The organism is Streptomyces uncialis, assembly GCF_036250755.1.
Lineage (GTDB): Bacteria > Actinomycetota > Actinomycetes > Streptomycetales > Streptomycetaceae > Streptomyces > Streptomyces uncialis.
This window is the reverse complement of record NZ_CP109583.1, coordinates 6718755-6743654: the sequence shown is the minus strand read 5'-3', so window position 1 is coordinate 6743654 and position 24900 is coordinate 6718755. Positions and strand designations below refer to the sequence as shown.

Here is a 24900-nt window from a genome sequence, read left to right as displayed (position 1 = left end):
GGCCTGTGCGCATCCGTATGAGAACCGTTGGTACGTACAAGGAGAAGGAGAAGGAGGATGGAACGCAAGTCGGTGGCATGGGCCCTCGTGGCGACCTCGCTGCCCATGTTCATGGTGGCCGTGGACAATCTGGTGGTCACCAACGCCCTCGCCGTGATCGCCGAGGACCTGGACACGGACCAGGCCGGTCTGCAATGGGTGATGAGCGGATACATCCTGGTCTTCGCCGGGCTGCTGCTGGCCGGGGCGGCCCTCGGCGACCGGATCGGACGGCGCCGGGTCTTCGTCTGGGGCATCGCGCTGTTCACCGTGGCGTCCGCGGCGTGCGCGCTGGCGGACACCTCCGCCACCCTGATCGCGGCCCGCGCGCTCCAGGGCATCGGGGCGGCGGCCATCCTGCCGGTGTCCCTCACCCTCGCCGTCCAGGCCGCCGGGACCGAGCGCCGGGCGCTGGCCGTCGGCGTGTGGGGCGGGGTCAACGGTCTGGGGATCGCGGTCGGCCCCCTCGTCGGCGGTCTGGTGACCGAAGGACTCGACTGGCACTGGATCTTCTGGATCAACGTACCGGTCGGGGTGCTGGCCCTGCCGCTCGCGCTCTGGGTGCTGCGGGAGTCCCGGGGGGCACCGCGCCCGCTGGACGTCCTCGGCACCGTCCTGATCACCGGGGCGGTGATCTCCGCGGTCTGGGGCATCGTCCAGTTCGAGGCGGGCGGGCTGCCCGTACTGCTCGGCGGGCTCGTCGTCGCCACCGCGCTGCTGGTCGTGTTCCGGTACTGGCAGCAGCGGGCACCCGCCCCGCTCGTCCCCCCGCATCTGTACCGGGTACGGGCGTTCATGCTGAGCAACGTCCTCGCCCTGGCGATGTACTTCGGGGTGTTCGGCTCGGTGTTCTTCCTCGCCCAGTTCCTCCAGAACACGATGGGGTACTCCCCCTTCGAGGCCGGGCTGCGCACCCTGCCGTGGACGGCGGCGCCCATGGTGGCCGTCCCCGTGGCCAGCGCGCTGGTCGGCCGGGTCGGCGGCGGCATCCTCCAGGCCGTCGGCTGTCTGCTCCAGGCGGGCGCCCTGCTCTGGCTGGGTCTGACGGCCCGGCCCGGGGTGTCCTACTCGGAGATGTCCGCCGCGATGGCCCTCGCGGGGATCGGCATGGGGCTGGTGTTCGCGGCGAACCCCTCGACGGTGATCGGCTCGGTCGCCGAGCACGAGCACAATGTGGCGTCCGGCGTGAACAACACCCTGCGCGAGTTCGGCGGCGCGCTCGGCATCGCCGTGCTCACCGCCGTCTATGTGAACAGCGGCCTCCGCAGCGCGGTGCTGACGGGGGCCGCCGTGGTGTTCGCCGGCGCGTTCGCCGGGTTCGCTATCGACCGGGGGAAACCCGGGCCCGGGTCCGCGCCAGGACCTTCTCCGCTCCGCAGCGCACCGTCAGATCTACCCGAACCGAGCCGTCCGGGCTGACGTCGCCCGCCACACCGTCGACGGTGAGTTCCACGCCGTCGGCGGTGTCGGGCACCACCACGGGACGCGTGAAACGGGTCCCGTACTCGACGACGACCGCGTCCGGGCCCGCCCACTCGGTGAGCGCGGTGGCCGCAAGCCCCATGCTGAGCATCCCGTGCGCGATCACCCCCGGCAGCCCCACGGCCAGGGCCCGGGAGTCGGACCAGTGGATGGGGTTGTGGTCGCCGGACGCCGCCGCGTACCGCACCAGATCGGCGCGGGTGACACGGAAGACGCGCAGGGGCAGCTTGTCGCCGGAGCCGATCACGCGCCCGCCTCCGCACCGCGGGAGACCAGGGTGGACGTCGTGGTGCACACCAGCACCTCGGTGCCGGCCTCGTGCACAAGACCACGCAGGGTGAGCACGTCGTTGCCGTCCACGGTCGCCGCGGCGAGCACCTCGACGCTCACCGACAGCCGGTCCCCGGCCCGCACCGGCCGTACGGCCTCGAACCGCTGGTCGCGGTGGAGGACCCGGGAGAAGTCGAAGCCGAGCCCCGGATCGTCGATGACCTGCCGTTCGGCGTGCATGGACAGCACGATGGGGAACGTGGGCGGCGCGACGAGCCCGTCGCCGGGCCCGCCCCCCACCGCCGCCGAGAACTCCCTGATCTTCTCGCGGCCCACTTCGTAGGGCTCGCCGGGTGGGTAGACGCGTCCCTGGCAGGACGTGTCGAAGACGCCGGGCACGTGACCTCCTGTGGTCAAGATGGGTCGGTGGGTCGGTGGGTGCTGCTGGGTGGCTCGGTGGGTGCTGCGGGAGCGGGTGCTGCGGGAGTGGGTCGGCGGGGGCCACCGGGCAGCGCGTACGGGGCCGGGCTCCGGGCTCCGGGGTGGCACGGGCGACGGCCAACGGCAGCGGCGCCCGTGGACAACTCACGGGCGCCGCTGCCGTACCGCGGGCCTCAGCGGGGGCTTCGCACCACCATGGCCGCGGCTTGGCCGTCCCACCCCACCGAGGTGACCAGGGCGGTCACCGGCGGGGCGGCCGGCTCGGCCTGCCACAGCGCGAGGAGGGCGGCGAGCTGCATCGCGCCGCTGGCACTGAACGTCTCGCCGAGCACATCGGCGATCCGTACGGTGCGCGGCAGCCCGCCCCCCAGCGCGGCCCGCACGCCGCGCTCCTCCAGCCGCTCCAGGCCACGCTGGTGGACGGCGCCGAGCGAGACGACGTCCACCTCGTCGGGGGACACCCCGCTGCGGAGCAGCGCCCGCGTCACCGCGTCGGCCAGGCCGTCGGTGTAGCCGCGGGGGTCGGGGGTGAACCGGGTCTCGCAGGCGAGCAGTTCGGCGAGCGGGCCCTCGGCGGGCCGCTCCCGCTGCACGGTGAACACGGCGGCGCCCTCGCCCAGGGCCGCCCCGTCCCGCAGCACCCCCGTACGGTGCCAGCCCCACGCCGCCGGGGCGCTCAGCTCCTCCGCACCGCCGACCACCAGCCGGTCCGCGCGGCGCAGCCCGAGGGCGAGCCGTGCGTGCCGGAAGGCCAGCAGGGAGGCGGTCTGGCCGCCCGCGACGGTGGCGTTGAGGCCGCGCAGCCCGTTGCGGATGGCGATCTGTCCCGCGGCGCTGTTCATGACGGTGTTCGGGAACCGGCCCGGGTTGACCAGGTACGGCTTGTCGAGCGTCAGCGTGTCGTACAGCAGGGTGCTGTGCGTGGACACCGAGCCCGTGTTGGTGGCCATGACCACTCCGGTGCGCGCCCCGTCGACCTCGGTGTCGCGGAGCACCTCCTTGGTGGAGATCAGCCCGAACGACGTGAGGCGGTCGAGGTACTTGGTGCCCTTGCGGCCCAGGTGCTCCTTGACGTCCAGACCCCGCACCGCGCGTACCGGGCGCGGCGGGTACGCCTCGGCGTCCTCGCCGACCGGCCCCTCCTGCGACTCGGTGAGCCCGAGGAGCCCGTCGGCCAGCGGACCGAGCCCGATGCCCGCCGAGGACACGACCCCGGCCGCGGTGATGTACAGCGGCTCGACGACGGTGGTGGCCGGGCCGGCGGGGGCCGGACCCGTGGTGGTGGCCGTCACGACACCCTCCCCAAGATGGTGATGACGTTGTTGCCGCCGAACGCGAAGCCGTGGTTCTGCACGATGTCGAGCCGGGCCGCGCGTCCGACGCCGGCCACGGGGTCGACGCCCTCGCCGAGTTCCGGATCGGGCTCGGTGATGTTGGCGGTGGGCGGCAGGAAGTCCTGCTCCAGGGCCTTGCAGCAGGCGATCGCCCCGAAGCCGGAGGCGGCGCCCATGGTGTGGCCGAGCATCGACTTGATGGAGCTGATCGGCGGGATGCGCTCGCCGAACACCTCGCGCGCGGCGGCGACCTCGGTGGCGTCGTTGGTCGGGGTGCCGGTGCCGTGGGCGCAGATGTAGTCGATCTGCTCGGGGCGGACCCCGGCGGCCTCGTGCGCGGCACGGATGCACGCGGCGATGCTGGTGTTGTCCGGGTGGACCATGTGGGAGGCGTCGCAGTTGGCGGCGTAGCCGAGCACCTCGGCGTAGATCCGCGCCCCGCGTCCGACCGCGTGCTCGTACGTCTCCAGCACCAGGACGGCCCCGCCCTCACCGGTGACGATACCGGTGCGGTCGGCCGCGAAGGGCCGCGGGACGTCCTCGGCCATCGCGCCCAGCGCGTAGAAGCCCGCGTGGGTGAGCCGGTTGACGGCGTCCGCGCCGCCCGCCAGCATCACCTCGGCCTCGCCGCTGCGGACCAGGTCGTAGGCGTAGCCCAGCGCGTAGTTGGAGGCGGAGCAGGCGGTCGGGATGGTCTGCGTCTCGCCGCTGAGCCGCAGTTCCGTGCTGACCGCGTTGGCGATCCGGGAGGCCGGGGTCTGCCCGGCCAGCCGTCCGTCGATCGTGTGCAGCCCGTCGGCCACCCACTGCTCGGCGAGTTCCTGGATGACCGCGGACTCACCGCTGGTGGTGCCCATGATCGCGCCGGCGCGGGCGAGCTCCAGCTGGCCCTCGTCGATCCCGGCGTCGGCGACGGCGAGCCGGGCGGCCGCGGCCGCCAGCAGACCGCTGCGCCCCCAGCTTCCCGGGTCGAGCCGCTTGAGGTGGTCGGCCGGTTCGAAGTCGAGGACCTCACCGGCGTTGCGACGCGGGAAGGCACTCGCGTCGAAGCTCGTGATCGGCTTGGTTCCGACCGTCCCCGCACGGACGGCGGCGGCGAACACATCGGCGCCGATACCGACGGGCGACACCGCGCCGAGCCCCGTGATCACGACGCGGCGCATTTCCGGCGCCCCGGCTACGGAAAGACCGGGCTCAGCCATCCGCGCGCTCCTTGGCGTACTGCACGACCGCGTCCACCAGCAGGCGCAGGTTGAAGAGTTCACCGAGCTCGGTCTTCGGAATGGCGACGCCGAGTTCCTTCTCGATGCGGGAGACCACCGTGATCAGCGAGAGCGAGTCGCTGTCGTAGTCGTCGATGAAGTGTCCGCTGTCGGTCAGCTCGCCGTCCTCCAGCTCCAGTTCCTCGTTGACGATCTGGCTGACCTGCGCGTGGTATTCGACGGCCGTGGTAACGGTCTGCTGAGTCATGCGCGTTCCTCTCATCCTGTGCGGGGCGAACAGAACGGAACGTAAACAGGCCGAAGTTGGGCGTACAAGAGTCACCCCACGAAAGGCGTACGACATTCATCGAAAGTGACATCGAACCGTGTGGTGACCACGTTCCACGGCATTTGCCCGCCCCTTTTTCTCGCTTTTATTCGTGCTCCATCGGGCTTCCAGAGGGGGTTGTCAATCTGGTATCCAGCGAATACCAGAAGGTGGGGGTCAGCCGATATGAGCGGTCCACGTTTGGCACTGACATTTCCCGGCCAGGGTGCGCAGCAGCCCGGGATGGGCCGCCCCTGGACGACCAGCCCTGGCTGGTTCCTGGCGGAGCGGGCCGCTGAGGTCACCGGCCGCGATGTGGTGGATCTGCTGCTGCACGCCAACGAGCAGCGGCTGCGCCGCACCGACAACGCGCAGCTCGCCACGTTCGTGCTGGAGATGGTGATCCTCCATGAGCTGCGTCAGGCGCTGCCCACGGCGGACCGGCCGCTGGTGTGCGCCGGGCACAGTCTGGGCGAGTACTCGGCGCTGGTCGCCGCGGGCATCCTGAGCTTCGAGGACGGGGCGCGGCTGGTCGCCGGGCGCGGCGCCGCGATGCGGGCGGCGTGCGCCGCCGAGGCCGGCACGATGGCGGTCGTCGTGGGGCTGCCGCCGGACGAGGTCGAGGCGGCCACCGCCTCGGTGCGCGCCGACGGGGGCCGGGTGTGGGTGGCGAACCTGAACTCGCCGCTCCAGTCGGTGCTCTCGGGCAGCGAGGAGTCCGTCGGGCACTGCGCGAAGCTGCTCGGGGACTCCCCCGCCGCGCGGATCGTGTCGATCCCGGTCGGCGGCGCCTTCCACACCCCGCTGATGGCCCCCGCCGCGCTGGCGTTCCGCAAGGCGCTGAGCGGTACCGAGTTCCGGGCCGGGTTCGCGCCGGTCGTGGCGAACATCGACGCGCGGGCGCACCGGGGCCGCGACAACTGGCCGCGCATCCTGGAGCGGCAGCTCACCTCCCCGGTGCGGTGGGCGGACTCGGTGCGGACGATGGCCGACGACCTGTACTGCGACATGCTCGTGGAGATCGGCCCGGGCCGCACCCTCACCGGGCTGGCCCGCCGGATCAGTCCCCGGGTCTCCCGGCTGACCGTCAGCGAACCGGGCCAGCTGCCGGCCGTGCCCGCGCCCGCCGGACGGAACGTCGCGTGAGCGGGACGGGGAACGTGAACGGAGCGGAGAGCGTGAGCGGTACGGGTACGGCCGGTGGCGGCAGCGGCTCGTCGTGGGACGCGGTGGTGATCGGCTCCGGTATCGGCGGGCTGGTGAGCGCCGCGTATCTCGCCGTCGCGGGCAAACGCGTCCTGGTCGCCGAGCAGGCGGGTGTCGCCGGCGGGAACAGCCATGTGTTCCGAAGACGCCGCGCCTACGAGTTCGACGTGGGGCTGCACTACCTCGGCGACTGCGGGTCGGACGGGGTGCTGCCCGCGATCCTCGACGGTCTCGGGCTGCGCGGCCGTATCACCTACCGGGAGATGGACCCGGACGGCTTCGACCGGGTGCTGATCCCCGGCGCCGCGCTCGACGTCCCCGCCGACTGGGCCGGGTACCGCAAGCGGGTCACGGACCTGTGCCCGCAGGACTCCGCCGGGATCGACGTGTTCGTGGACGTGGTCTCCGGACTCGGCGCCGAACGGCGGGACGCCATCCTCACCGCCGAGGACGTGCCGATGGCCGAACTGCCGCAGCGCGCACCGCAGTCGGTGGCCTGGGGGCGGCGCACCCTCGCCGATCTCTTCGACCACTGCGGGCTCTCCGCGCGGGCCCGGACGCTGCTCGCCGCGCAGTCCCCCAACTACGGGATGGCGCCGGACGAGGCGACCGTGGCGACCCACGCGACGCTCGTCGACCACTACATGCGGGGCGCCTACTACCCCGAGGGCGGCGGTCAGATGCTGGCCGCCGGGCTGCTGGAGGTGATCCGCGCGTGGGGCGGTGAGCTGCGTACCCATGCCCGGGTGCGGCGGGTCCTGGTGGACGGGAAGCGGGCCACGGGCGTCGAGTTCGCGGACGGGACCCGGGTAGCGGCGCCGGTCGTCGTCTCCAACGCGGACTACCGGCGGACCATGCTGGACCTGGTGGGCGCCGAGCATCTGCCCCGCCGACTGGCGGCGAAGACCCAGGACGCGCGGATGGCGCTGCCCTGGGCGACCGTCTACGTCGGGCTGTCCGAGGACCTCGGGCGGCACGCCAACCTCTGGTGGTACCGCGACGACGACATCGAGCGGTTCTACCGCTCCCTGCGCGACGGCTCCGCCTCCGGCGGCACGGACTTCCTGTTCGTCTCCTTCGCCAACGGCAAGGACCCGGACACCCGCCGTATCTGCCCGCCGGGCCACTCCAACTTCCAGCTGATGACGCTGTGCCCGCCCGGTCTGGAGCCCTGGGGGGTGAGCGCCGGTCCGGCGGACGGCGAGCGGTACCGCGACAACCCGGAGTACCTGCGGCGCAAGGCGGCGCTGACGGAGTCGGTGCTGGACGCCGCGGAGGAGGTGCTCGGCACCTTCCGGGACCGGATCACCCATCTGGAGACGGCGACCCCGCTCACCCAGGAGCGGTACACGCTGTCCACCGGCGGCACCCCCTTCGGCATGGCGCGCTGGGGCGCCACCGGGGCCCGCCCCGACACGGCGACCGTGATCGAGGGCCTGCACATCGCGGGCGCCAACACCCGCTACGGCAACGGCATCACCGGTTCCGCGGTGAGCGGTATCGCGTGCGCGGGCCAGATCCTCGGACGGCGGCTGATGCACGAGGTGCACGCGGGCGCGGTCCTCGGGGACCCGTCGCTGCTGCCGGAGCGCGGCGCCGGCTGGGAGCCGCTGCGCGGATCCCGGCAGGGCCGTTCATGATCCGCTCCCCCCGGTACGCGGCGGGGCCGGACAGCGGCGCGCGAAGACGGGAGGGGGCATGCGGCTGAGCTCGGCGCAGCGGCGAGAGGCGGTCGTCCGGGCCGCGGTGACCGAGTTCGCGGCGGGCGGCTTCCACGGCACGCCCATGGACCGGATCGCCGGACGGGCCGGGATCTCGCAGCCCTATCTCTTCCGGCTGTTCCCGAACAAGCGCACCCTGTTCGAGAAGGCCGTCGAGCGGTGCTTCCAGGAGACGGGCGACTTCTACGCGCGGGCCGCCGAGGGACTGCGCGGCACGGACGCCCTCGACGCGATGGCCCGCTCACGCAAGAGGTTCCTGGACGACAGCAGCCTGCCGCTGCTGCGGCTGCACGCCGTCACGGCGGTGCTCGCCGCGGGCGACCCCGGTATCACCGACCAGGTCCGCCGGAGCTGGGCGGCGCTGTGGTTCTCGGTCGAGGACCGGACGGGCGCGCCGCCCGCCGAGGTCCGCGCGTTCTTCGCGCAGGAGCTGCTGATGATCGCCCAGACCGCGCTGGAGGGCCCCCGGGGTCCGGCGGACGACCGGGGCGGTCCGGGCGGTCCGGGCGGTCCGGGCGGTCCGGCGGACGGTGGAGGCTGAGGGCCCGGAAGCCGGGACCCCGGGTCATCCCGCGAGCGGCACCGGGCCCACCGCACCCGCCGGGGCCACCGAAGCCGCGGGACCCACCGGACCGGCCGAAGCCGCAAGCCCCACCGGGCCCACCGCACCCGCCGAGGCCACCGAAGCCGCAGGACCCACCGGACCGGCCGAAGCCGCAACACCCACCGCACCCACTGGGGCCCGCCCCCGGTCGAACTCCTCCCGGAGGAGCCGGGCGAGCATCAGCAGTTGCCGGGAACCCCGGTCCGTGCGCCAGATCAGCGCCATCTGCGACGGCTCGTCGAGTCCGTCCACCGGGAGATAGCGCACATCACCGCGGACGGCGCGCTCGGCCAGCGGGCGGCAGACCAGCATGGCGTGCCCGCCGGAGGCGACGAGCGCGAGGCCCTCCTGGACGGTGGTGATCCCCGTGGTGGAACGGACGGGCACGCCCGCGGGGGTGGTACGCGGCACCCGGGCGGCCTTCCAGTCGTCGGGGGCTTCCCCGGCCGGATGGAGGAGATCCAGACCGGCCAGCTCCTCGACATCCGCCCGCCCGGCCGCGGCCAGCGGGTGGGAGGACGCGACGGCGAGCAGCCGGTCCTGCGGCGGGAAGCGGAAGCCGCAGGTCAGCGCGGGGTCGGTGGCGGGCAGCTCCACGACGACCGCGTCGACCTGACCGTCGAGCACCGCCGAGAACGGTGAGCCCAGCGGGATCTCGCTCAGCGCCATCGTGACGTCGTGGTGGGCGCGCAGCCGGCGGAACGCCTCGGTGACCTCCTCGTAGACGCTGCCGTGGAAGCCGATCCGCAACCGCTGGAGGGTGCCGCTCCCGGCCCGCTCCCGGGCCCGGGTGATCACCGTGGACAGGGTCTCGTAGGCCGGGCGCACCTCGTCCACGAACTGCGCGCCGAAGGGGCTGAGCGAGACGCGGCGGCTGGTGCGGTCGACGAGACGCACCCCGACCCGGCGTTCGAGGGAGGCGACGAGCTGGCTGACCCGGCTCTGGGAACAGCCCAGCCGGGTGGCCGTCCGCCCGAAGTGCAGCTCGTCGGCCAGGACCAGCAGGCACTCGATCTCCTGGACATGGACCTGGTTCATCAACGGCCTCCCGGCGTCCCGCTCATCGATCACTCCACCTCATCAACCGTTGAGAAGTTCGGCGTTGTTCCCGCTCCGGCCCGCTGCTTGATTGAGGTCATGGCTTCGTACGCACCGGTCGACAGCGCCGGTTCCGATCCGGATCGCACCACCGCACGGCAGTGGCTGGCGGTCGCGGTCCTGTCGCTCAGCACCTTCGTGGTGGTGACCTCCGAGATGCTGCCGGTCGGGGTGCTGACCCCGATGGCCGACGGATTGCGGATCTCCCCCGGCTCGGCGGGCTTCAGCCTGTCCGTCACGGGTCTGACGACGGCGGTCACCGCCCCCTTGGTACCCCGGCTGCTGGGCGGGCTCGACCGCCGTACGGTGCTGGCCGCGGCGATGGTGGTGCTGGCCGCGGGCAACGCGCTGACCGCCGTGGCCGGGGGCTTCGGTCCGCTGGTCGTCTCCCGGATCGTCCTCGGGATCGGGATGGGGGTGGTGTGGGGTCTGGCGGCGGCGGTCGCGACCCGGCTCGTGGCGGCCCGTAACACCGCGCTCGCGGTGTCCGTCGCCGTCAGCGGTGTCGCGGCGGCCTCGGTCGCCGGGGTGCCCCTGGGCACCGTGATCAGCAACGCGTTCGGCTGGCGCGCGGCGTTCGCCGTCCTGGCCACGGCCGCGCTGCTGCTCGCCGCCGGGCTGCTGCTGACGCTCCCCCGGCTGCCGCGCCCGCCCGCGCCGACGGGTACGGGCGGCCGGGCGGAACGCGGGTCGCTGCTGCGCAACACCCAGGTCGCCGTCGGACTGGTACTGATCGTGTTCCTGGTCACGGCGCACTTCGCCGCGTACACCTATGTACGGCCCGTCCTTGAGGAGCGCACCGGGCTGACGGACGGTTCCGTGGCCCTGGTCCTGGCCGTGTACGGCGTCTTCGGTCTGATCGGCAACTTCGCCGCGGGCGCCCTCGCGGCGCGCCGCGCCCGTCCCACCCTGCTCGGTCTGACGGCCGGTATCGGCGCGGCGGTCGCGCTGCTCGCCTTCTTCGGCACGGTCACGGGCATCACCGCCGCGGCGGTCGCCCTGTGGGGCCTGGCGTACGGCGGGGTGTCGGTGGCCTGCCAGATCTGGATGGTCCAGGCGGCACCCCACCGCGTCGAGCAGGTGACCGGGCTGTACGTCGGTGTCTTCACCGCGGCCATCGCCCTGGGCGCCTTCCTGGGCGGGACGATCGTGGAGGCGGCGGGCATCACGGCCCTGCTGTGGAGCGCGGTGGCCCTCACGGCGGCGGCCCTCGTCACCGGCCTGGCACGCCCGGGCCGGGCGGACCGGGGCCCCGGCCCCGGGGAGCGGCGCGGCGCGTCCGCCGGACGACGCGCGGACACGTCCGGGAAGACGACCGCCTGAGCGCAACAAGGCCCACCGGGCTGACGCGTACAGGCCCGCCCCCACGGGAACCCGGCGGTTTCCAGGGGGCGGGCCTGTACGGCTGCGCGCCGGCCCGCCGCAACAGCCCGCCGTAAGGCCATCCGCACCACAGACCTGCGCGCGTTCCGCTGCCCATACCGCTCCCTCTCGATATCCTGGAGTGTCACAGCGCGACCACCATGCGTTCGTGCGGGGGAAACGTGGTCTATGACGTATTCATCTCTTACGCGGCTGCTGACGGCGATTGGACCGGTCTGCTGGCGGAGCGTCTGAAGGCACATGGCGTGCGCGTCTTCTTCGACAGATGCAGCCTGCGGCCGGGCGACATCGTGGTGCACGAGCTCGAAGAGGCGATCCGCGCGTCCACGCACGGCATCCAGGTCGTCGGCCCGCGGACGATGACCGAACCGTGGGCGCGGCAGGAATACGCGGCGCTCGTACAGGCGTCGGCCGGGCGCGGGCTGAGGCTGATCCCCGTGCTCTGCGGCGACGCCGACCTCCCCGCCTTCGCCGGGACACGGGTCTGGGTGGACTTCCGCGAGCTGAGCGGGCCCGCGTTCGATGCCAAGGCCGCCGAACTGGCCGGTGTCCTGCGCGGCGGTGAACAGCCCCGCAAGCCCGGGGCGGGCGAAGAGGTACTCGATCTCGCCCGTCCGCGGACCCGGCCGCCCACCGACTCCGCGCAGCCCGCGTTCGTCGTCTGCTACGCCCGCGCCGACGCCGCCTACGGGGAGCGGCTGGTGGACCAGCTCTCCGGTTCGGGCCTGCCCGTATGGTCCCTGGGCCATCTCAAGTGGGGCGACGACTACCTCTGGACGATCCGGCAGCGGCTCCGGCACGCCCTCGCGGTCGTCGTCCTGATGTCGCCCGAGGCCGAGGAGTCCGAGGACGTCACCCGGGAGATCCTCGAAGGGCAGCGCCACAGCCGCGAGTTCTTCCCCGTCCTGTTACGGGGAGAGCGCAACTACCTGCTCGCCAGCAGCTGGTACCTCGATGCCAGGAACGGCGATCTGCCCGGCCCCGAGGCGATGCGCCTGCTGCGCCGCCTCCACGACTCCCCCCGCTCCGAGCGGCGGTCCCCCGCCCCGGGGACCCCGCCGGTACTGCCGCTCCCCGCGGCCCGGCCGGTGCCCGCCGTCCGCTCCCCCGCCCGCGGTTCGCTGGCCACGCTCGAAGCCCTGCTCGCCGAGCACGAGACCGAGCACGCCGATCTGCTGACGACGACGCTGCTCCTGGAAGCGGTCGGCAGACTCGAAGCCGGGTGGCTGCGCCGGTCCGACGGAAGACGGCTGCCCGAGTCCCTGATCTCCGGGATCGACACCCTCTGGTCGCGCTCCTCCGGCGGGACCTACGGCTTCGGCGCGCAGACGCGCCTCGCCCGTGCGGGCGGCGGTCGGCATTCGGACTTCATGCCCCTCTCCGTGGGATACGGCTGGCGCTCCTCGCCGGACGAGACCGTGCCCACCTACCAGCGTTTCACCAGCGCGGCCGGGAACCACGCCTTCTTCCCGACCCTGCGCAACCCCCAGAGCGAGCGGTACCGGGACTGGTACGACCAGTGGACCGAGACGGTGCTCGCCGTACATCTGCGGCTTCGCGAGAGAGGGTGAACCTCCTTTGTTCCTGCTACTGGTGCTGTTGTTGATCGTGGGGTTCGTGGCGTTGAGCATCCTCATCGTCCACGGATCGGGCCGGTCGAAGCGTGAGCGAACCTCGCGTTCGGCACGGCAAGCCGGCGGGATGGCCGGGTTCGGGGCGGGCATGCTGGTCTCCTGGGCCGGTCTGTGCGTGGTGCCCGCGGGCCATGTCGGCATCGTCCACAAGAGGTTCGGGAAGGCCCACCCGGATCAGCGCTTCAAGCGGATCACGCCCCACGACGCGCGCGGAGTCCAGGCCCGCACCCTGCTGCCGGGCCGGCTGTACTGGCTCACGCCCTTCGTCCACGGTGTCGAGTTCGTACCGCGCGTCCATGTCCCGGCGGGACAGATCGGACTCGTCGTCGCCGCCGAGGGCGCCAAGCGCGACCCCGGCCGGGTCCTCGGCCGGTTCGTGGAGTGCGACAACTTCCAGGACGGCCCCGCCTTCCTCCTCGGCGGCGGCGAACAGGGCAGACAGCTCGCGATCCTCCGCGGCGACAGCTCGTACTACATCAACACCGCCCTCTTCCAGGTCGAGGTCGTACCCCGGACCTATGTGGAACCGGGCACGGTCGGACTGATCATCGCCAAGGACGGCGCCATCCGGCCCCCGGACCGCCCGCTCGGCCGGTACGTGGAGTGCGACAACTTCCAGGACGGCCCCGCCTTCCTCCTCGGCGGCGGCGAACAGGGCAGACAACTGGCGATCCTCACCGGCGGCACGCACTACGACATCAATCCCTACCTCTTCGAGACGATCACCTCCAGCAACGTGGGCCGTTCCGACGGGGGCGGCTCGGACGGCCTCGGGACCGGGCAGCTGAAGGAGATCGCGATCCCCGTCGGCCATGCCGGAGTCGTGATCACTCTGGACGGCGCCGAGCCCGACCGGACGGAACGCAGGGTCGGCCCGATCGTCAAGGGCCACAGCAGCTTCCGGCTGCCCTGGATCTTCCTGGGGAGCGGAGGCTGGCGGGGTGTGCAGGAGGAGAGCCTGGGCGAGGGCTCCGTCTACGCGCTCAATCCCTGGTTCGTCCGCGTCGTCCTGATCCCGACCCGGCTGCTCATCCTGGACTGGAGCAAGAAGGGCGGTTCCCAGGCGGACAACAACTACGACGCCGCGCTCGACCGGATCAGCGTCAACGTCCAGGGGCACCGGCTCCAGGTCGAGCTCCGCCAGACGCTGAACATCCCGGAGGCCGCCGCTCCCCGGCTGGTCAGCGAGTTCGGCGACTCCTCGTCCTCCGGGGTGGGCGGCCTGGTCAACAACCCGGCCCCGGTGCAGCGCTTCGTCGAGCGGGTGCTCGGCGGCGCCGTGGACACGTACTTCAACGGCATCGCCGCCGAGTCCACGGTGGAGGAGTTCCTGACCGGGTACGCCGGAATCCGCACGGACCTGGGCGCACAGGTACGCAACGCCCTCGCCGCTTGGGGAGTCGAGGCGGCGAGCACCAACCTGGGTGAGTTCGAATCCCTGGACGGCGACCTCGACAAGGCCCGCAAGCGGGTGTTCGAGGCGCAGACCCGTACCCAGGAACTGGAGGAGCAGAAGAAGAACGCCCACCTCAAGGCGGACATCCGCCATATAGAGCTCGCGGCCGAGCGGGAACGCATGCTGCTGGACAGCGTGAAGCTGGAGCGCAAGATCGAGCTGCTGGGCCGGGACACCGTCGCCATGCAGCTCTTCCTCGCGGAGCTGAAGCACATGAAGGTGCCGCAGATCGTCAGCGGTGACGCGGAGTCCCTGCTCCAGTACCTGCCCATGCAGCGCGCCTTGGAGCTCATCGACGGGGCGAAGCGGCACGCCGAACAGCCCGCGCTGACGCAGACCACCCCGCCCGAAGAACTCGTCGCGGACGGCGAGCTCCTGGGGGACGGTGAGCTCATAGGGGACGGCGGCGGCGAACCGGAGTAGGGCCCATGCCACGCCGGACGGCCCGCCCGGCTGCCCGGCTGGGGGCTCTCGGCCGACCGTTGAGCCGCGTCAGCGGCCGTGCAGGGCCCGAGCGATCTCGTCGACACGTCGCTCGTACACACCGTCGTGCCCGGAACGGTCGTCCAGGCCGCGGAAGTCCGCGAAGTACCGGGTGGCGGCGAACTCCGGCAACTCCACGTCCCCCACCACGACGGGGATGAACAGCCGGCCGGACTCGATCGAGGACTGCATCAAGGCGGCGTACTCCTGCCGGACCCACCCGCTGCTCATCGAAGCCGCGCTGAACACGAGCAGCCCGTGCGCCGCCTCACGGATCGCGGCCTCGACCGTGTGCACGCGGATCTCCCCCGGCCTGCTCACGACCTCGTCGTACGCGACGTTCAGCCCCGTCTCACGGAGCCGCGCCGCGAACGCGCCGACCCAGTCGGCGTCTTCGCGGCCGTACGAGACGAACACGTCGTAGCGCGCGACGCCTTCGGCGGACGGCACCGGTTCGGGCGGTGCGACCGACGGTACGGGGCGGCGCCGACGCCTCGACAGCTGGTGGCGGACCGCCACATAGGCGAAGTAGGCGCTGACGACACCGGCGACCGCGCCGACCGCGCTCAGGAGCAAGCCTGTCGTGTCCACGAGCATCAGGTTAATGTCCCGGGCCGGTGGTCCGGCGGGAGATCCCGTACGAGTTCCACTCGGCGTTGGCCGGTCTCGGCGTCGCCCACGATGGAGTCCCGCGTCTCAAGGTGCCCAGCGGAACGGATGCTGCGGCGGGCACCCTGCCGAAGTCGAACACCGGCCGAACCACTGCGTCTCGCCTGCCTGGTCAGACCCTCCGGCATGTGGCTCCGGTCCACTGCGCGTGGGCCCCCGTTCACAAGGCGCGGGTCGTGGGGTGGCGCCCGTGCACTCGATCTGAACCGTGGCTCACGTAGGGAGGCCCGTCCTCCTGGCCATGACCATCAGCTTCGGACGCGCCCTCTGATGGAGCACGAAGAGCACCCGGATCACCTCGCGGGCCATCGGGTGCACCTCGGTCATTTGCGGGGCGACCAGGAATGCCCTTTCCAGCGCTTCCTCGGTTCCGGCGTAGTCCTTCGTGTCGAGCCGGGCCCGGGCGATGTCGATGAACATGCGTCCCAGGCGGTTCGGGGTCAGTGTCGCGGGCGGACGGTCCAGCAAGGGGCCGGCCATGTCCGCTGCCTGGTTCGGCTTCCCCAGTTCGATGTGCGCGGCGAGCTCGTACAAGGCGGTGTTCTCCGGGCCGAAGGTCAGGTTGTGCCACAGCACGTCGTCCGGGATGCCCTCGGCGTGCCGCTTGGCCCGCTGGAGATGCGCCGCGGTGGCCTGCTTGTCCTTGTACCGGGAGGCCAGGACGATCCCCCGAAGGTGCAGGGAGCCCAGGGAGACCGCCCGGGCGGGTGAACTGCCTCCCGACGCGTTCTCGTACGCGACGACGGCCCTGTCCACTATGGCCAAGCCATCGTCGTACTGTCCGGCCGACTGGTAGGTACCTGCCTCGTTCCACGCGGCGGCCACCTCGGCCTCCGGGTTCCATGTCTGCCGCGCCGCCCACGTCTGGCGGGACACGATCATGTCCGCGAGGTCGGGCCGCGCCAGCCGGTGCGCCGCCGCGTAGGCGCAGCCGTAGACGTCGACGACCTGGGTCCAGGCCCCGGCCTCCCCGGCGGCGGAGGACAACGCGGTCGCGGTGACCTGGCCCAGGAGCTTCGGGAGCATCCCGAGGAGTGCGAGGTAGTTCGTCTCCGCCCGCAGCTCCATGGCCCGCGCCACATCCGCCGCCAACCGCGCCGGGGCGGGCACGTCCTCCTTCGGAAGGGTGTACCTCCGCACCGCGCCGCGGAGGTCATGGAGAAGGTCGGCCTGCTCGGACACGCCCAGGAACGGCTGTCCGTAGATGCGTTGGGTGGGGACGTGTATCGCCTTGGCCAGGGCCGCCGCCACAGGAGGCGTCACCGGCCGTGTGCCCACCTCGATCTTGCTGAGGTAGGACACGGAGATACCGGCGAGCCGGGCCAGCCTGGCCTGGCCGAGGCCACGCGCCTTGCGCAGGACGGCGATGTTCTCGCCGGGTGCGGGGGTGCTCTCCATGCACCTACTGTTCCATGTCGTACCGTGGCTGGGCCATCAACTCACCTGCATGCAAAGGATGTTGCACCTTCCTGCGTCGGAATCCCTTCACCGGCCATGACGGCTCCGCCACCGCATCCGCCCCAGCCCGCAGCGCACGCGGCCTCCGTATCGGTTCCCGATGAGCGGGGGCGGCGGAGGTGGACCTCGCGAGAAGCGCCCTCACCGCAGGGCCTCGTCGGTGCGGGCGGTCCGGATCGTGAGGGCGGCGAGCAGGGCGCAGGCGCCGCCGAGCCACAGCACACTCCGGAGGGTGAGTGTCTCGACGATGACGCCGCCCGCGACAGCGCCGAGCCGCAGAGTCGCGTCGCCCCGCGAAAGGTTGTGCTGTACCGGGCCCGAGGTTGTACACGTCCGAGTGACGACATCGTGCTGCCGCTCAGTAACACTGTGTCAGCGGGATCGCCTGCCCGGGGACGGGCACGGCATTCCGCACGTCATGTACGCGAAGGGATGGCTTCTTCCTCCCGCCGTCCCGACATCTGGGGGACTTCATGCGCACATCCATGTCCGGCTGCCTGGCCGCCCTGACCCTGGCCGCCGGGGCCGTGCTCGCTCCGGGCGCGGCGGCCGCCGAGACCACCGCGGCCGCCCTTCCCACCAGCACCTTCCACATCAAGTACGGCGCCACCTGGACCAAGGGCAAGATCACCTGGGCCAACCGGTCGGTCCGGGTGGTCGGGCAGCACCGGTCCGCGGTGGCCGGCAGTGCCGCCACCACCTGCCGGACCACATGGGCCTACACCTTGAAGGCGAACCGAGGCGTGCTCGGTTCGGACGGTTCCCGCTCGCACGCCTGCGGCAACATCAAGTCCCACGACTTCACCGTCCCGGCGGACGTTCGGGGCGGCGCCGCGTACGTCAGGGTCTGCCTCGATGACGGGGCTTACAAGGACCTCAAGTGCAAGCTCATCGCCAGGCCCGCGTGACCTCGTGAGCTGAAGAGGCCGCTGCGCGTCCGGGATGAGCTGGTGCCATTCGCTCACCCCGGACGCGCAGCGGCCTCATTCGTACGGGGTGCGGCGCTGTACGTGTTGCCCGTCGCGTGCCACACCGTCCCGCTCAGACCGTGCCGAACTCTCCCGCCTTGACGCCCGTCACGAAGGACGCGAACGCGTAGGCCGGTATGTCCAGCACAGGACCGCACGGGCTCTTGGAGTCACGGACAGGGACCAGGCCGGTGGCAGACGCGGAGGCCGGAGCCCACTCGACACAGGAACCGCCGCTACCGCTGTACGAGGACTTCGTCCAGTTGCGAGCTTCAGTTGTCACGGGATGCCCTTTCGTGCCTGCTTGATGGTGAGCTGGTCCCTCTCGCTCACATCCGGCGCGCAGCGGCTTCGACGCCGGCGGGTACTGCGCGGTGCCGCGCCGAACGCCCCGCGCCGTCCCGCTCAGACCGTGCCGAACTCTCCCGCCTTGACGCCCGTCACGAAGGACGCGAACGCGTAGGCCGGTATGTCCAGCACAGGACCGCACGGGTTCTTGGAGTCACGGACGGGGACCGTGCCGCGCACGGCTGCCGTGTCGGCGGCAACTTCGATGCACTGGCCGCCGTTGTTGCTGTAGGAGGATTTGAACCAGCGGGGGGTCTCTTCGATCGTCACGGGGTGCCCTTTCGTAGCCGGTCGATCATGGCAATGGATACATCCTGGGACAGCGCTCCGGCCTGTAGCTGATGGTAGGCCGTGAGTATGGGCAGCACGAACTTGGTGTCCCGCTCAAGATGGCCACGCTGCGCGGACTCCGCGTAAGACATCAGGGACCGGTCCGGGAGGGTCAGCACGGTGACCGGCAGATCGAACGGACGGCGGTGCCCCATGCTGAACTCCGCCACCTGGAAGACCGTGTTCGGCAAGTCGGCGAACTCGATCAAGCTCGTCAATTGCGCCTCCATCACGGCGGGGTCGCCGACAGGCCTACGGATGCTGCTTTCATCCAGCACCGCCAGGATCAGCGGTGGGGGCGTACGCTTCACCGCCGCTTGCCGCTCCCTGACCAGCGAGATCCTTTCGGCTGCCTGGTCTGGCGTGATGGCACCCCGCTTGACGGCACTTTCCGCCAGCACAGACGTGTAGTCCGGCGTCTGCAACAAGCCTGGGATGACGCCCACTTCGTACAGCCGGATCTCCACTGCCCGGCCTTCATGCCCGACGAACTCAGGGAACCCCTCCAGCAGACTGCCGTGACGGATCTCGCGCCACATGCGCTCGAACATGCCACCGGTTCTCAGTGCCAGGTCAGCCCTGCGCGACAGGCGCAAGGTCGGGGACTTGCGGCCAGTTTCAACCGACGAAATATGCGTGCTGGAATATCCCATCCGGTCGGCCAGATCCTCCTGAGTCCACCCGTGCCGCTCCCGCAAGCTGCGCACTTGCGCACCGAAAGCCGCTTGGGGTGACTCGTCCGGGTTCAGCTCCTTGCGATTCAACCCACGAACACCGACCTTTCCGTCCCGTTGGCCAAGTTGAATGGTGCCCAGCGGCAGGCCACGCTCAATCCCGTCAGTAGTGAAGCCACTACGGAGAGGAGTGGACATGTCCGGGAAGAACGTAGCCACGGATCGGCGTGAACCCCAACTCGGGCTCGATGCAATTGCGTTCGGGGCCCGTCCGGGCGCCTTCGAGTCGGTCGCGGAAAGAATGGTGTGCCGGCCGTCGGCGGCCCGGCAGGCCCGTCGGCTGGTCTCCGCCGCACTGGGCGCTTGGGGCATGGCGGAACTGTGCGCCGACGCTCAGCAGATCGTCAGCGAACTGGTCGCGAACGTCGTCACCCATACCAACTGTGCGACCTTTCGCCTTGAGGTCCGACGCGGAACGAGCGGCGTGGTGCGTGTCGAAGTGGGCGACAGGTCACGTGTCATCCCCGAACCTCAGCGTCCCGGCGCCTGCTCGGAATCCGGTCGGGGTCTCCTCATGGTCGAGGCACTGAGCTTCCGCTGGGGCTGCGAACAACGGCGCAGGGGCAAGGTCGTCTGGGCCGAACTCATGCCCACGCGCGAGACCTCGCCATGAGACGGCGAACCCGGCGACTTCCCCGCGACCGCCCGACTCCGCCGTTCCGCGAACGTCTCGCGAACCTCGTATGGCGGGCCGAGAAGTTCTCGGCCCGCCACATCACCCAACGGAGGCTGCACCGGCAGCTCGACCGGCTTCGCGTCCTGGGTCAGCGGGGGGACGCCCCCACCCGGTCACACCCGGAGAGCTGACGAAGGCCCGGGGGACCCGAGCGCTCCAACAGGTCAGGAGTTGACGTACACGGTGTCCAGTTTCCGGAAGTTGGAGCCTTGGACCATGTAGACGTCGACAGGCCACGTCCTGTTCTCGGGCAGGTTCCTGGTCTTCCAGGGCGAGCACCAGGGAGAGCTGTGACCGCGGGTGCTGGCCTCGATCTCCACCAACCCGCCGTTGACCAGCTCCACTTCGAGCCCCCAGCCGTCAGCTTCCAGGTCACAGAGCTGTAGCGCATCACCGGGGACGGTGCCGGCCGGGTCCTGGTTCCAGGTCAAGGAGCCGACGACTGTCCCGTTGTGACGGAGGTAGGTGAGTTCGGATGGTGGCGGGGCCGACTCCTGGGCGCCCGCAGAGGGCGCCCCCCATGCCAAGAGACAGGAGGCGGCGAGGAAAGTACCGAGCTTGGCGGGCGTGCTTATGGACATGGCTTCTCCCTGTGATCCCTGTAGCGAACCGGACGTCTGTCCGTTAGAGGTAAGCACCGCGCCTCCCGCCCGGTACAGAGAGGTGCGGGCAGGAGTGTCGGCGCAATGCCGCCAGCACAAACCGGTTGAACCTCAGCCCACCCCGGTTCCCACGGCCGCGAGTCAGGCGCGAGGGGGGGCTTCCACAGGGAGCTGCCATGACAGCGCGTCAGCGTCCGCCCCAACGGGCCGAGCGCCACCAGTCTCCGGCGCAGGTCGTCTCCGTGCGACGGCTCCCTGGCCGGCAGCGTCAGCACCACATCCCGCACGGGGCACCCTCCTCTGCGACCCCCGATAGACAGCGGTTAGCCAAAGGGACGTCAAACGCGCCTTGAGCCCCATCCGCGGTGGGCGCGCGACCCCCCGGCCGCGCGCCCAGCGCCCCGGCGAACACCGGAGCCGGACAGGTTCAGGAGGGGTTCAGGAGGTCTGACCGGGCTTGTCCACGATCTTGCCGATGCTCGTCTCGTCGCTCAGCGCGTCGCCCGTCTGGACCTCGATGCTGGCGGTCCGCTCCGACGAGAACGACTCGGCTGCGACCCAGCGGCCCCCAGCTGCTCGTACGTCGTCGGGTCGAGCATCAGCTCGTAGCGCATCCGGCTGTCCATGACGCCGACCCCGGGGCCGGTGAAACCCGCCTCCGATGACGGGCGGGTTCTGCTGCGCACACCCCCTGTTGCCCGTTCGGCCCGGAACGGTTCACGCACCCGGTGCCCACCCGGTCCGGGGAGGGGAGGAGAAGGCGTACGGGAAGCGCGGGAACTCTCCGCACGGCGATGACGGCCGTGCCCTCCGGTTCGTCGTCGTTCGAAGAGCTGCAACGATGAACCTATGAACGTGTTTTCGACCCCTCCGCCGTACTGGACACAGGCCGCCGTCGCCGTTGTGGAATCCGCCGCGTGACGGCCGGGGTCACCACGGCGGCCCGGATGGTCACCGATGTCCTCCAGCCCCGGAACGTCCTCGTCGTCGGCATGTTGGGCATCGGACTCGCGGCCTCGGGTGACTGGACCGGGATTCCGTGGGGTCTGCTCGGTGCGCTGTGCGCCGGGATCGTCCCGGCGTGGTACATCGAATGGGAACGCGCGCGGGGCAGTTGGGGCGACCGGCATGTGGTGGACCGTACGAGGCGCGGCCCGATATTCCTGGTGATCCTGGCGTCCGTCGGTCTCGGAGCGCTCGCCATGGTCCTCGGCCACGCGCCGACGGGCATCCTCGTCGCCATGACCGCCCTGTGGGCCATGACCGTCGTCCTGCTGGCCGTGAACGTGTTCTGGAAGATCAGCGTCGACTCGGCGGTCGCGTCCGCGGTCCCCGCGTTGCTCGGCGTCGTGCACTCGCCGTGGTGGCTGCTCGCGTATCCGCTGACCGTCGCGGTCTGCTGGTCCCGGGTGGCGCTGGCCTACCACACCGTCGCCCAGACGGTGGCCGGCGCTTCCCTCGGCGCGGCGACGGCGTCGGCGTTCCTGCTGACCTGAGCAGACCTGAACTGACGAGACGAGACCGGACCCGGACCAGACCTGACCTGACCGGCTTCGCCCTGGGCGGGCCCCGTTCGAACCGGTACGCGACGGGGTTCAGCGAAGCCCGTCCGCACACGCTCACGTCCACGCTCACGCAAAAGGGCTTCCGGCCTGCGAATTCGCTGGCCGGAAGCCCTGAGCGGCAGACGAGCCGGGTCGTACGCCGGGGACAGCCTCCACACCGCTATGACCTGCACAAACGTGCGGGGAGGGGGCTTCTGTGGCTACTTTCGTGGTTACGTTGGAATGGCAGGGCTTGCTGAGGCAGCCGCGCGCGGGGGTCGACTTCCGGTCAGGGCGGACCCTGGACCCTGGTCACTGAAACGACCTCCACCGTGGTGGAGACGTAGTACGAAGTGATGCAGCCGCCCACCAGGGCCTGGCGGTAGTCCGGTTCCTTGATGGGCTTTGATCCCGCGCCGTACGGATCAGCCGCGAGCTTCTTGATACCCGTGTCGAAACGGCTGCGGACGTCCGGGGGCAGCGCGGCCACAGTGGCGCGTGCCACGTTGGAGAACTGCACCCGGTACGCGCGCCCGCTCACTCTCCGGCTCCAGCCGGGAAGGGCTCGTCCAGGCCGGTGAAGCCGCTGAAGTCGCCGTTCCGCAGTTGCTGGAGCATGGCTTCGTCCTCGTCCCTGGCCTCGCGCGGCAGTGACCACCGCGCGGCGATGAAGGGTACGTCGGTGATCAGCGCGGAGCCGATCTCGCGGTCGAACTCCTCCCGCAGCTCCTCTGACAGGGAGGCCCGAATCCCGTCCAGGCTGGCGGGCAGGTCGACCGCCCGATCTCCGATGTTGGTCCGCATCACAGGCCCGTTGTGCACCGTGCGCCCCTCTCGCTCACCACTACCCACGACAGCAACGCGGCCAGCTTTCCCCAGGGAGCCGGGACACTCACGGAGCGACACCCGGCGCGCGGGAGCACGACAAGCATACTGACGGCGACTGCCGAGCCCCCAGGTGTTCGCGGGACGGGCCGCTTCTGGTGGAGCGGCCCGTCGGGGCTGATACGCGAGGGGAGGAGCTGGAGGGCCTGGTCACCTGGATGTTGGGCGAGTTTCTGGCATAGGTATCAGTTGTCGCCGGGCTTGCTGGTCTTCGTCCCGAGCACGCGCGTGCTCGACGGCGGTCAGGAGTGCGGAGGCGCCGGTGGCGCCGAGTTCGCCGACGCGGTGGGTGAAAGCGGCGACGTCTTTGGGGAGGCAGCCGCCGCCGTAGCCGATGCCGGGCCGCAAGTATCAGGGGGTTTGGCTTCTGGCCGGTTGACGGTCAGAGGGTGACGTCCAGGAGCTTGCACAGGCGCTGGAGGGGCGGGAGTCGCCTCGGAGCGGACGATGGTGTCGCCTTCGCGCGCTCCCTCGATCGGGTACTCCTTGAAGGTGCCGTTCTCCATCAGGCCCTCGGGGTCGATGAAGAAGATCTTCATGCCCTTTGCGCGGGCGCGGGCCTGGACGGAGCGCCGGTCGGCGTGCAGGCCGATCACCAGGAGGGCGCGGGCCTCGTCGAGGAGAGGGACCGGGGGGATCTTCTGGTCGTACCGGCGGACGAAGATCTCCTTCATCCGCTGCCGTGGCTGAACTGCTCGCGCGAGGACACCGCAGAGGACCAGCCCCGCGTCACCGATGGATCACACCTGCACTGAATCGGCGGCAGCCCGCTGCCGCACCCGTCTCCGGTCTCGCGAAACGTGGCCGCCTTCGTGGCTACGTTCACACCCGGGCGGTCCCGTCGGGGCCGGTACGAACCGGGAACGGGGCATGCCGTCCGACTCGCGAAAAAGGGCCCCTGACCTGCAAACTTGCTGGTCAGAAGCCCTTGGTGGCAGACGAGCCGGGTCGTACGCCGGGTTCTGTGGCCCCGGGACCTCGCGGTCGCCGGGCTGGCGGCCATCCATCTAGGACCGGTGTTGCCACCGGCCTCGTGCGGTCTACCCGCGGACTCGGGCGAGCAGCCCTCGAACGTCCGCGCAGGAGCACCTGGGTGCTCCCTCTTGACCTTGCTCCGGGTGGGGTTTACCTAGCTGCCCAGGTCACCCTGGGCACTGGTGGTCTCTTACACCACCGTTTCACCCTTACCTGGGTCCGTACGGATACGGTCCCCGGCGGTCTGTTTTCTGTGGCACTGTCCCGCGGGTCACCCCGGGTGGCCGTTAGCCACCACCCTGCCCTGTGGAGCCCGGACGTTCCTCGGGAGCATCCGAAGGATGCCCACGCGGCCGCCCGCCCGGCTCGTCTGCCGTACCGGACATGCTACCCGGGACGGCGGCCCGTCCGGCCCCGGCGGGTCAGGGTTCCAGCGCGCGTACGCCCGTACGCCAGGCCGCCGCGAGATCGGCGCCCGGCGGGAACCTGCCGTGGATCTCCAGGGTGACCATGCCGTGCGCGAAGGCCCATACCGCGCGGGCCCGGTCCATGTCGTGGCCGCAGGCCCGCAGCAGGGGCGCGGCGGCCCGGTACTCCAGCCCCTCTGGCAGGGCGTGGCGGGGCAGGGGGCCCTCGGTGACCAGCATGTAGACGTACGGGTGGGCGAGGGCGTCGGCGCGGTACGCGGCGCCGAGGGCGGCGAGCAGGGTGGGGGGTTCGGGGCCGTCCACGACGGCGTCCGTGTCGCGGCGGTGCGCGTGGCGCTCCTCGGCCGCTTCCAGCGCCTGCGCGGTCTCCAGCAGGCCGATGGCGATCACCTCGGCCTCGACGGCCGACTTGTCGGGGAAGTGCTTGTACAGGGACGGGGCCTTGATGCCGAGGCTGTCGGCGAGGGCGCGCATGGTGAGGGCGGCGGGGCCGGACTCCTCCACGAGGGCACGGGCGGCGACGACGATCTCCCTGGCCCGGGGGGTGAGGTGGGCCAGCAGTTCCGGCGTGCCCGGGGGAAGGTCCGTGATCACACCCGTGC

General features: G+C 71.2%; 25 protein-coding genes, 1 other RNA gene and 1 pseudogene. 10 read left to right on the top strand and 17 right to left on the bottom strand.

Annotation, left to right across the window (positions count from 1 at the left end):
• The first annotated feature begins 57 nt into the window (after window positions 1-57).
• Complete coding sequence (locus OG711_RS28170) at window positions 58-1458, top strand: MFS transporter (RefSeq protein ID WP_073793456.1); 1401 nt, start codon at window positions 58-60, stop codon at window positions 1456-1458.
• Here OG711_RS28170 and OG711_RS28165 read toward each other — a convergent pair.
• The 5 genes from OG711_RS28165 to OG711_RS28145 all read right to left on the bottom strand — a co-directional run bounded on the left by OG711_RS28165 (window position 1361) and on the right by OG711_RS28145 (window position 5036).
• The gene (locus tag OG711_RS28165; protein ID WP_206606917.1) at window positions 1361-1768 is read right to left on the bottom strand and encodes a MaoC/PaaZ C-terminal domain-containing protein; all 408 of its coding nucleotides are present in this window, start codon (window positions 1766-1768) and stop codon (window positions 1361-1363) included. The two genes, OG711_RS28170 and OG711_RS28165, sit on opposite strands and share 98 nt — an antisense overlap.
• Window positions 1765-2190 (bottom strand): FAS1-like dehydratase domain-containing protein, encoded by a 426-nt coding sequence (locus tag OG711_RS28160; RefSeq protein ID WP_073793457.1) that lies wholly within the window; start codon window positions 2188-2190, stop codon window positions 1765-1767. The genes OG711_RS28165 and OG711_RS28160 overlap by 4 nt, the downstream gene beginning before the upstream one ends.
• A gap of 215 nt (window positions 2191-2405) precedes the next feature.
• The gene (locus tag OG711_RS28155; protein ID WP_329561226.1) at window positions 2406-3524 is read right to left on the bottom strand and encodes a beta-ketoacyl synthase N-terminal-like domain-containing protein; all 1119 of its coding nucleotides are present in this window, start codon (window positions 3522-3524) and stop codon (window positions 2406-2408) included.
• Window positions 3521-4768, bottom strand: a complete 1248-nt coding sequence (locus tag OG711_RS28150; RefSeq protein WP_266514833.1) for a beta-ketoacyl-[acyl-carrier-protein] synthase family protein — start codon at window positions 4766-4768, stop codon at window positions 3521-3523. Before OG711_RS28150 ends, OG711_RS28155 begins: the two co-directional genes overlap by 4 nt.
• Window positions 4761-5036, bottom strand: coding sequence for an acyl carrier protein (locus OG711_RS28145; RefSeq protein WP_073793460.1), 276 nt, complete (start codon window positions 5034-5036; stop codon window positions 4761-4763). The genes OG711_RS28150 and OG711_RS28145 overlap by 8 nt, the downstream gene beginning before the upstream one ends.
• A 246-nt stretch (window positions 5037-5282) precedes the next feature.
• Between OG711_RS28145 and OG711_RS28140 the strand changes: the two genes are divergently transcribed.
• From OG711_RS28140 to OG711_RS28130, 3 genes are read left to right on the top strand one after another with little or no spacing between them, the layout of a single operon-like run.
• Complete coding sequence (locus OG711_RS28140) at window positions 5283-6242, top strand: ACP S-malonyltransferase (RefSeq protein ID WP_329561222.1); 960 nt, start codon at window positions 5283-5285, stop codon at window positions 6240-6242.
• Window positions 6239-7942 (top strand): phytoene desaturase family protein, encoded by a 1704-nt coding sequence (locus OG711_RS28135; protein ID WP_329561220.1) that lies wholly within the window; start codon window positions 6239-6241, stop codon window positions 7940-7942. Before OG711_RS28140 ends, OG711_RS28135 begins: the two co-directional genes overlap by 4 nt.
• Window positions 7943-8000: 58 nt before the next feature.
• Entirely contained in the window at window positions 8001-8564 is a 564-nt protein-coding gene (locus tag OG711_RS28130; protein WP_329561218.1) for a TetR/AcrR family transcriptional regulator, read from the top strand.
• A gap of 24 nt (window positions 8565-8588) precedes the next feature.
• On the opposite strand, the gene OG711_RS28125 is transcribed toward OG711_RS28130, so the two are convergent.
• Entirely contained in the window at window positions 8589-9665 is a 1077-nt protein-coding gene (locus tag OG711_RS28125) for a LysR family transcriptional regulator (protein ID WP_329561216.1), read from the bottom strand.
• A gap of 99 nt (window positions 9666-9764) precedes the next feature.
• Between OG711_RS28125 and OG711_RS28120 the strand changes: the two genes are divergently transcribed.
• From OG711_RS28120 to OG711_RS28110, 3 genes are all read left to right on the top strand, one after another.
• Complete coding sequence (locus tag OG711_RS28120; RefSeq protein WP_329561214.1) at window positions 9765-11048, top strand: MFS transporter; 1284 nt, start codon at window positions 9765-9767, stop codon at window positions 11046-11048.
• A 221-nt stretch (window positions 11049-11269) separates the two neighbouring features.
• On the top strand, window positions 11270-12679 hold the full coding sequence (locus OG711_RS28115; protein ID WP_329561212.1) for a TIR domain-containing protein: 1410 nt from the start codon (window positions 11270-11272) through the stop codon (window positions 12677-12679).
• 7 nt (window positions 12680-12686) lie between these two features.
• Window positions 12687-14621 carry an SPFH domain-containing protein gene (locus tag OG711_RS28110; protein WP_329561211.1) on the top strand — a complete coding sequence of 645 codons (1935 nt, stop codon included), beginning with the start codon at window positions 12687-12689 and terminating at the stop codon, window positions 14619-14621.
• Window positions 14622-14690: 69 nt separating this feature from the next.
• Here OG711_RS28110 and OG711_RS28105 read toward each other — a convergent pair whose 3' ends face one another.
• Both OG711_RS28105 and OG711_RS28100 read right to left on the bottom strand, forming a co-directional pair.
• Window positions 14691-15272: a toll/interleukin-1 receptor domain-containing protein gene (locus OG711_RS28105; protein WP_329561210.1), complete on the bottom strand. Its 582-nt coding sequence runs from the start codon at window positions 15270-15272 to the stop codon at window positions 14691-14693.
• A gap of 291 nt (window positions 15273-15563) precedes the next feature.
• A complete protein-coding gene (locus OG711_RS28100; protein WP_329561208.1) occupies window positions 15564-16748 on the bottom strand; it encodes a helix-turn-helix domain-containing protein in 1185 nt (394 codons plus the stop codon).
• 533 nt (window positions 16749-17281) lie between these two features.
• Here OG711_RS28100 and OG711_RS28095 point away from each other — a divergent pair.
• Window positions 17282-17716 carry a hypothetical protein gene (locus tag OG711_RS28095; RefSeq protein WP_329561206.1) on the top strand — a complete coding sequence of 145 codons (435 nt, stop codon included), beginning with the start codon at window positions 17282-17284 and terminating at the stop codon, window positions 17714-17716.
• A 133-nt stretch (window positions 17717-17849) separates the two neighbouring features.
• Here the strand turns inward: OG711_RS28095 and OG711_RS28090 are convergent, their stop codons facing one another.
• The 3 genes from OG711_RS28090 to OG711_RS28080 form a co-directional block, all read right to left on the bottom strand.
• The gene (locus OG711_RS28090) at window positions 17850-18059 is read right to left on the bottom strand and encodes a DUF397 domain-containing protein (RefSeq protein WP_266514879.1); all 210 of its coding nucleotides are present in this window, start codon (window positions 18057-18059) and stop codon (window positions 17850-17852) included.
• A 122-nt stretch (window positions 18060-18181) separates the two neighbouring features.
• Entirely contained in the window at window positions 18182-18388 is a 207-nt protein-coding gene (locus OG711_RS28085) for a DUF397 domain-containing protein (protein WP_405675010.1), read from the bottom strand.
• A gap of 2 nt (window positions 18389-18390) precedes the next feature.
• Complete coding sequence (locus OG711_RS28080) at window positions 18391-19218, bottom strand: helix-turn-helix domain-containing protein (RefSeq protein ID WP_329564098.1); 828 nt, start codon at window positions 19216-19218, stop codon at window positions 18391-18393.
• A 106-nt stretch (window positions 19219-19324) separates the two neighbouring features.
• Between OG711_RS28080 and OG711_RS28075 the strand changes: the two genes are divergently transcribed.
• Window positions 19325-19801: an ATP-binding protein gene (locus OG711_RS28075; RefSeq protein ID WP_178391158.1), complete on the top strand. Its 477-nt coding sequence runs from the start codon at window positions 19325-19327 to the stop codon at window positions 19799-19801.
• A gap of 227 nt (window positions 19802-20028) precedes the next feature.
• Here the strand turns inward: OG711_RS28075 and OG711_RS28070 are convergent, their stop codons facing one another.
• Window positions 20029-20445, bottom strand: coding sequence for a hypothetical protein (locus tag OG711_RS28070; protein ID WP_266514888.1), 417 nt, complete (start codon window positions 20443-20445; stop codon window positions 20029-20031).
• A 968-nt stretch (window positions 20446-21413) separates the two neighbouring features.
• Between OG711_RS28070 and OG711_RS28065 the strand changes: the two genes are divergently transcribed.
• Window positions 21414-21962 (top strand): phosphatase PAP2 family protein, encoded by a 549-nt coding sequence (locus tag OG711_RS28065; protein WP_073794148.1) that lies wholly within the window; start codon window positions 21414-21416, stop codon window positions 21960-21962.
• A gap of 337 nt (window positions 21963-22299) precedes the next feature.
• On the opposite strand, the gene OG711_RS28060 is transcribed toward OG711_RS28065, so the two are convergent.
• The 5 genes and pseudogenes from OG711_RS28060 to OG711_RS28040 form a co-directional block, all read right to left on the bottom strand.
• Window positions 22300-22551 carry a type II toxin-antitoxin system RelE family toxin gene (locus OG711_RS28060; protein WP_266514894.1) on the bottom strand — a complete coding sequence of 84 codons (252 nt, stop codon included), beginning with the start codon at window positions 22549-22551 and terminating at the stop codon, window positions 22300-22302.
• Entirely contained in the window at window positions 22548-22832 is a 285-nt protein-coding gene (locus OG711_RS28055; RefSeq protein WP_245876985.1) for a hypothetical protein, read from the bottom strand. The genes OG711_RS28060 and OG711_RS28055 overlap by 4 nt, the downstream gene beginning before the upstream one ends.
• 317 nt (window positions 22833-23149) lie before the next feature.
• Window positions 23150-23246, bottom strand: a pseudogene (locus OG711_RS28050) (hypothetical protein); the annotation flags it as partial.
• 584 nt (window positions 23247-23830) lie between these two features.
• Window positions 23831-24239, bottom strand: an RNA gene (gene rnpB / locus OG711_RS28045) — RNase P RNA component class A.
• Between the two features lie 53 nt (window positions 24240-24292).
• Complete coding sequence (locus tag OG711_RS28040) at window positions 24293-24889, bottom strand: TetR/AcrR family transcriptional regulator (protein ID WP_399502627.1); 597 nt, start codon at window positions 24887-24889, stop codon at window positions 24293-24295.
• Between the last annotated feature and the right edge of the window lie 11 nt (window positions 24890-24900).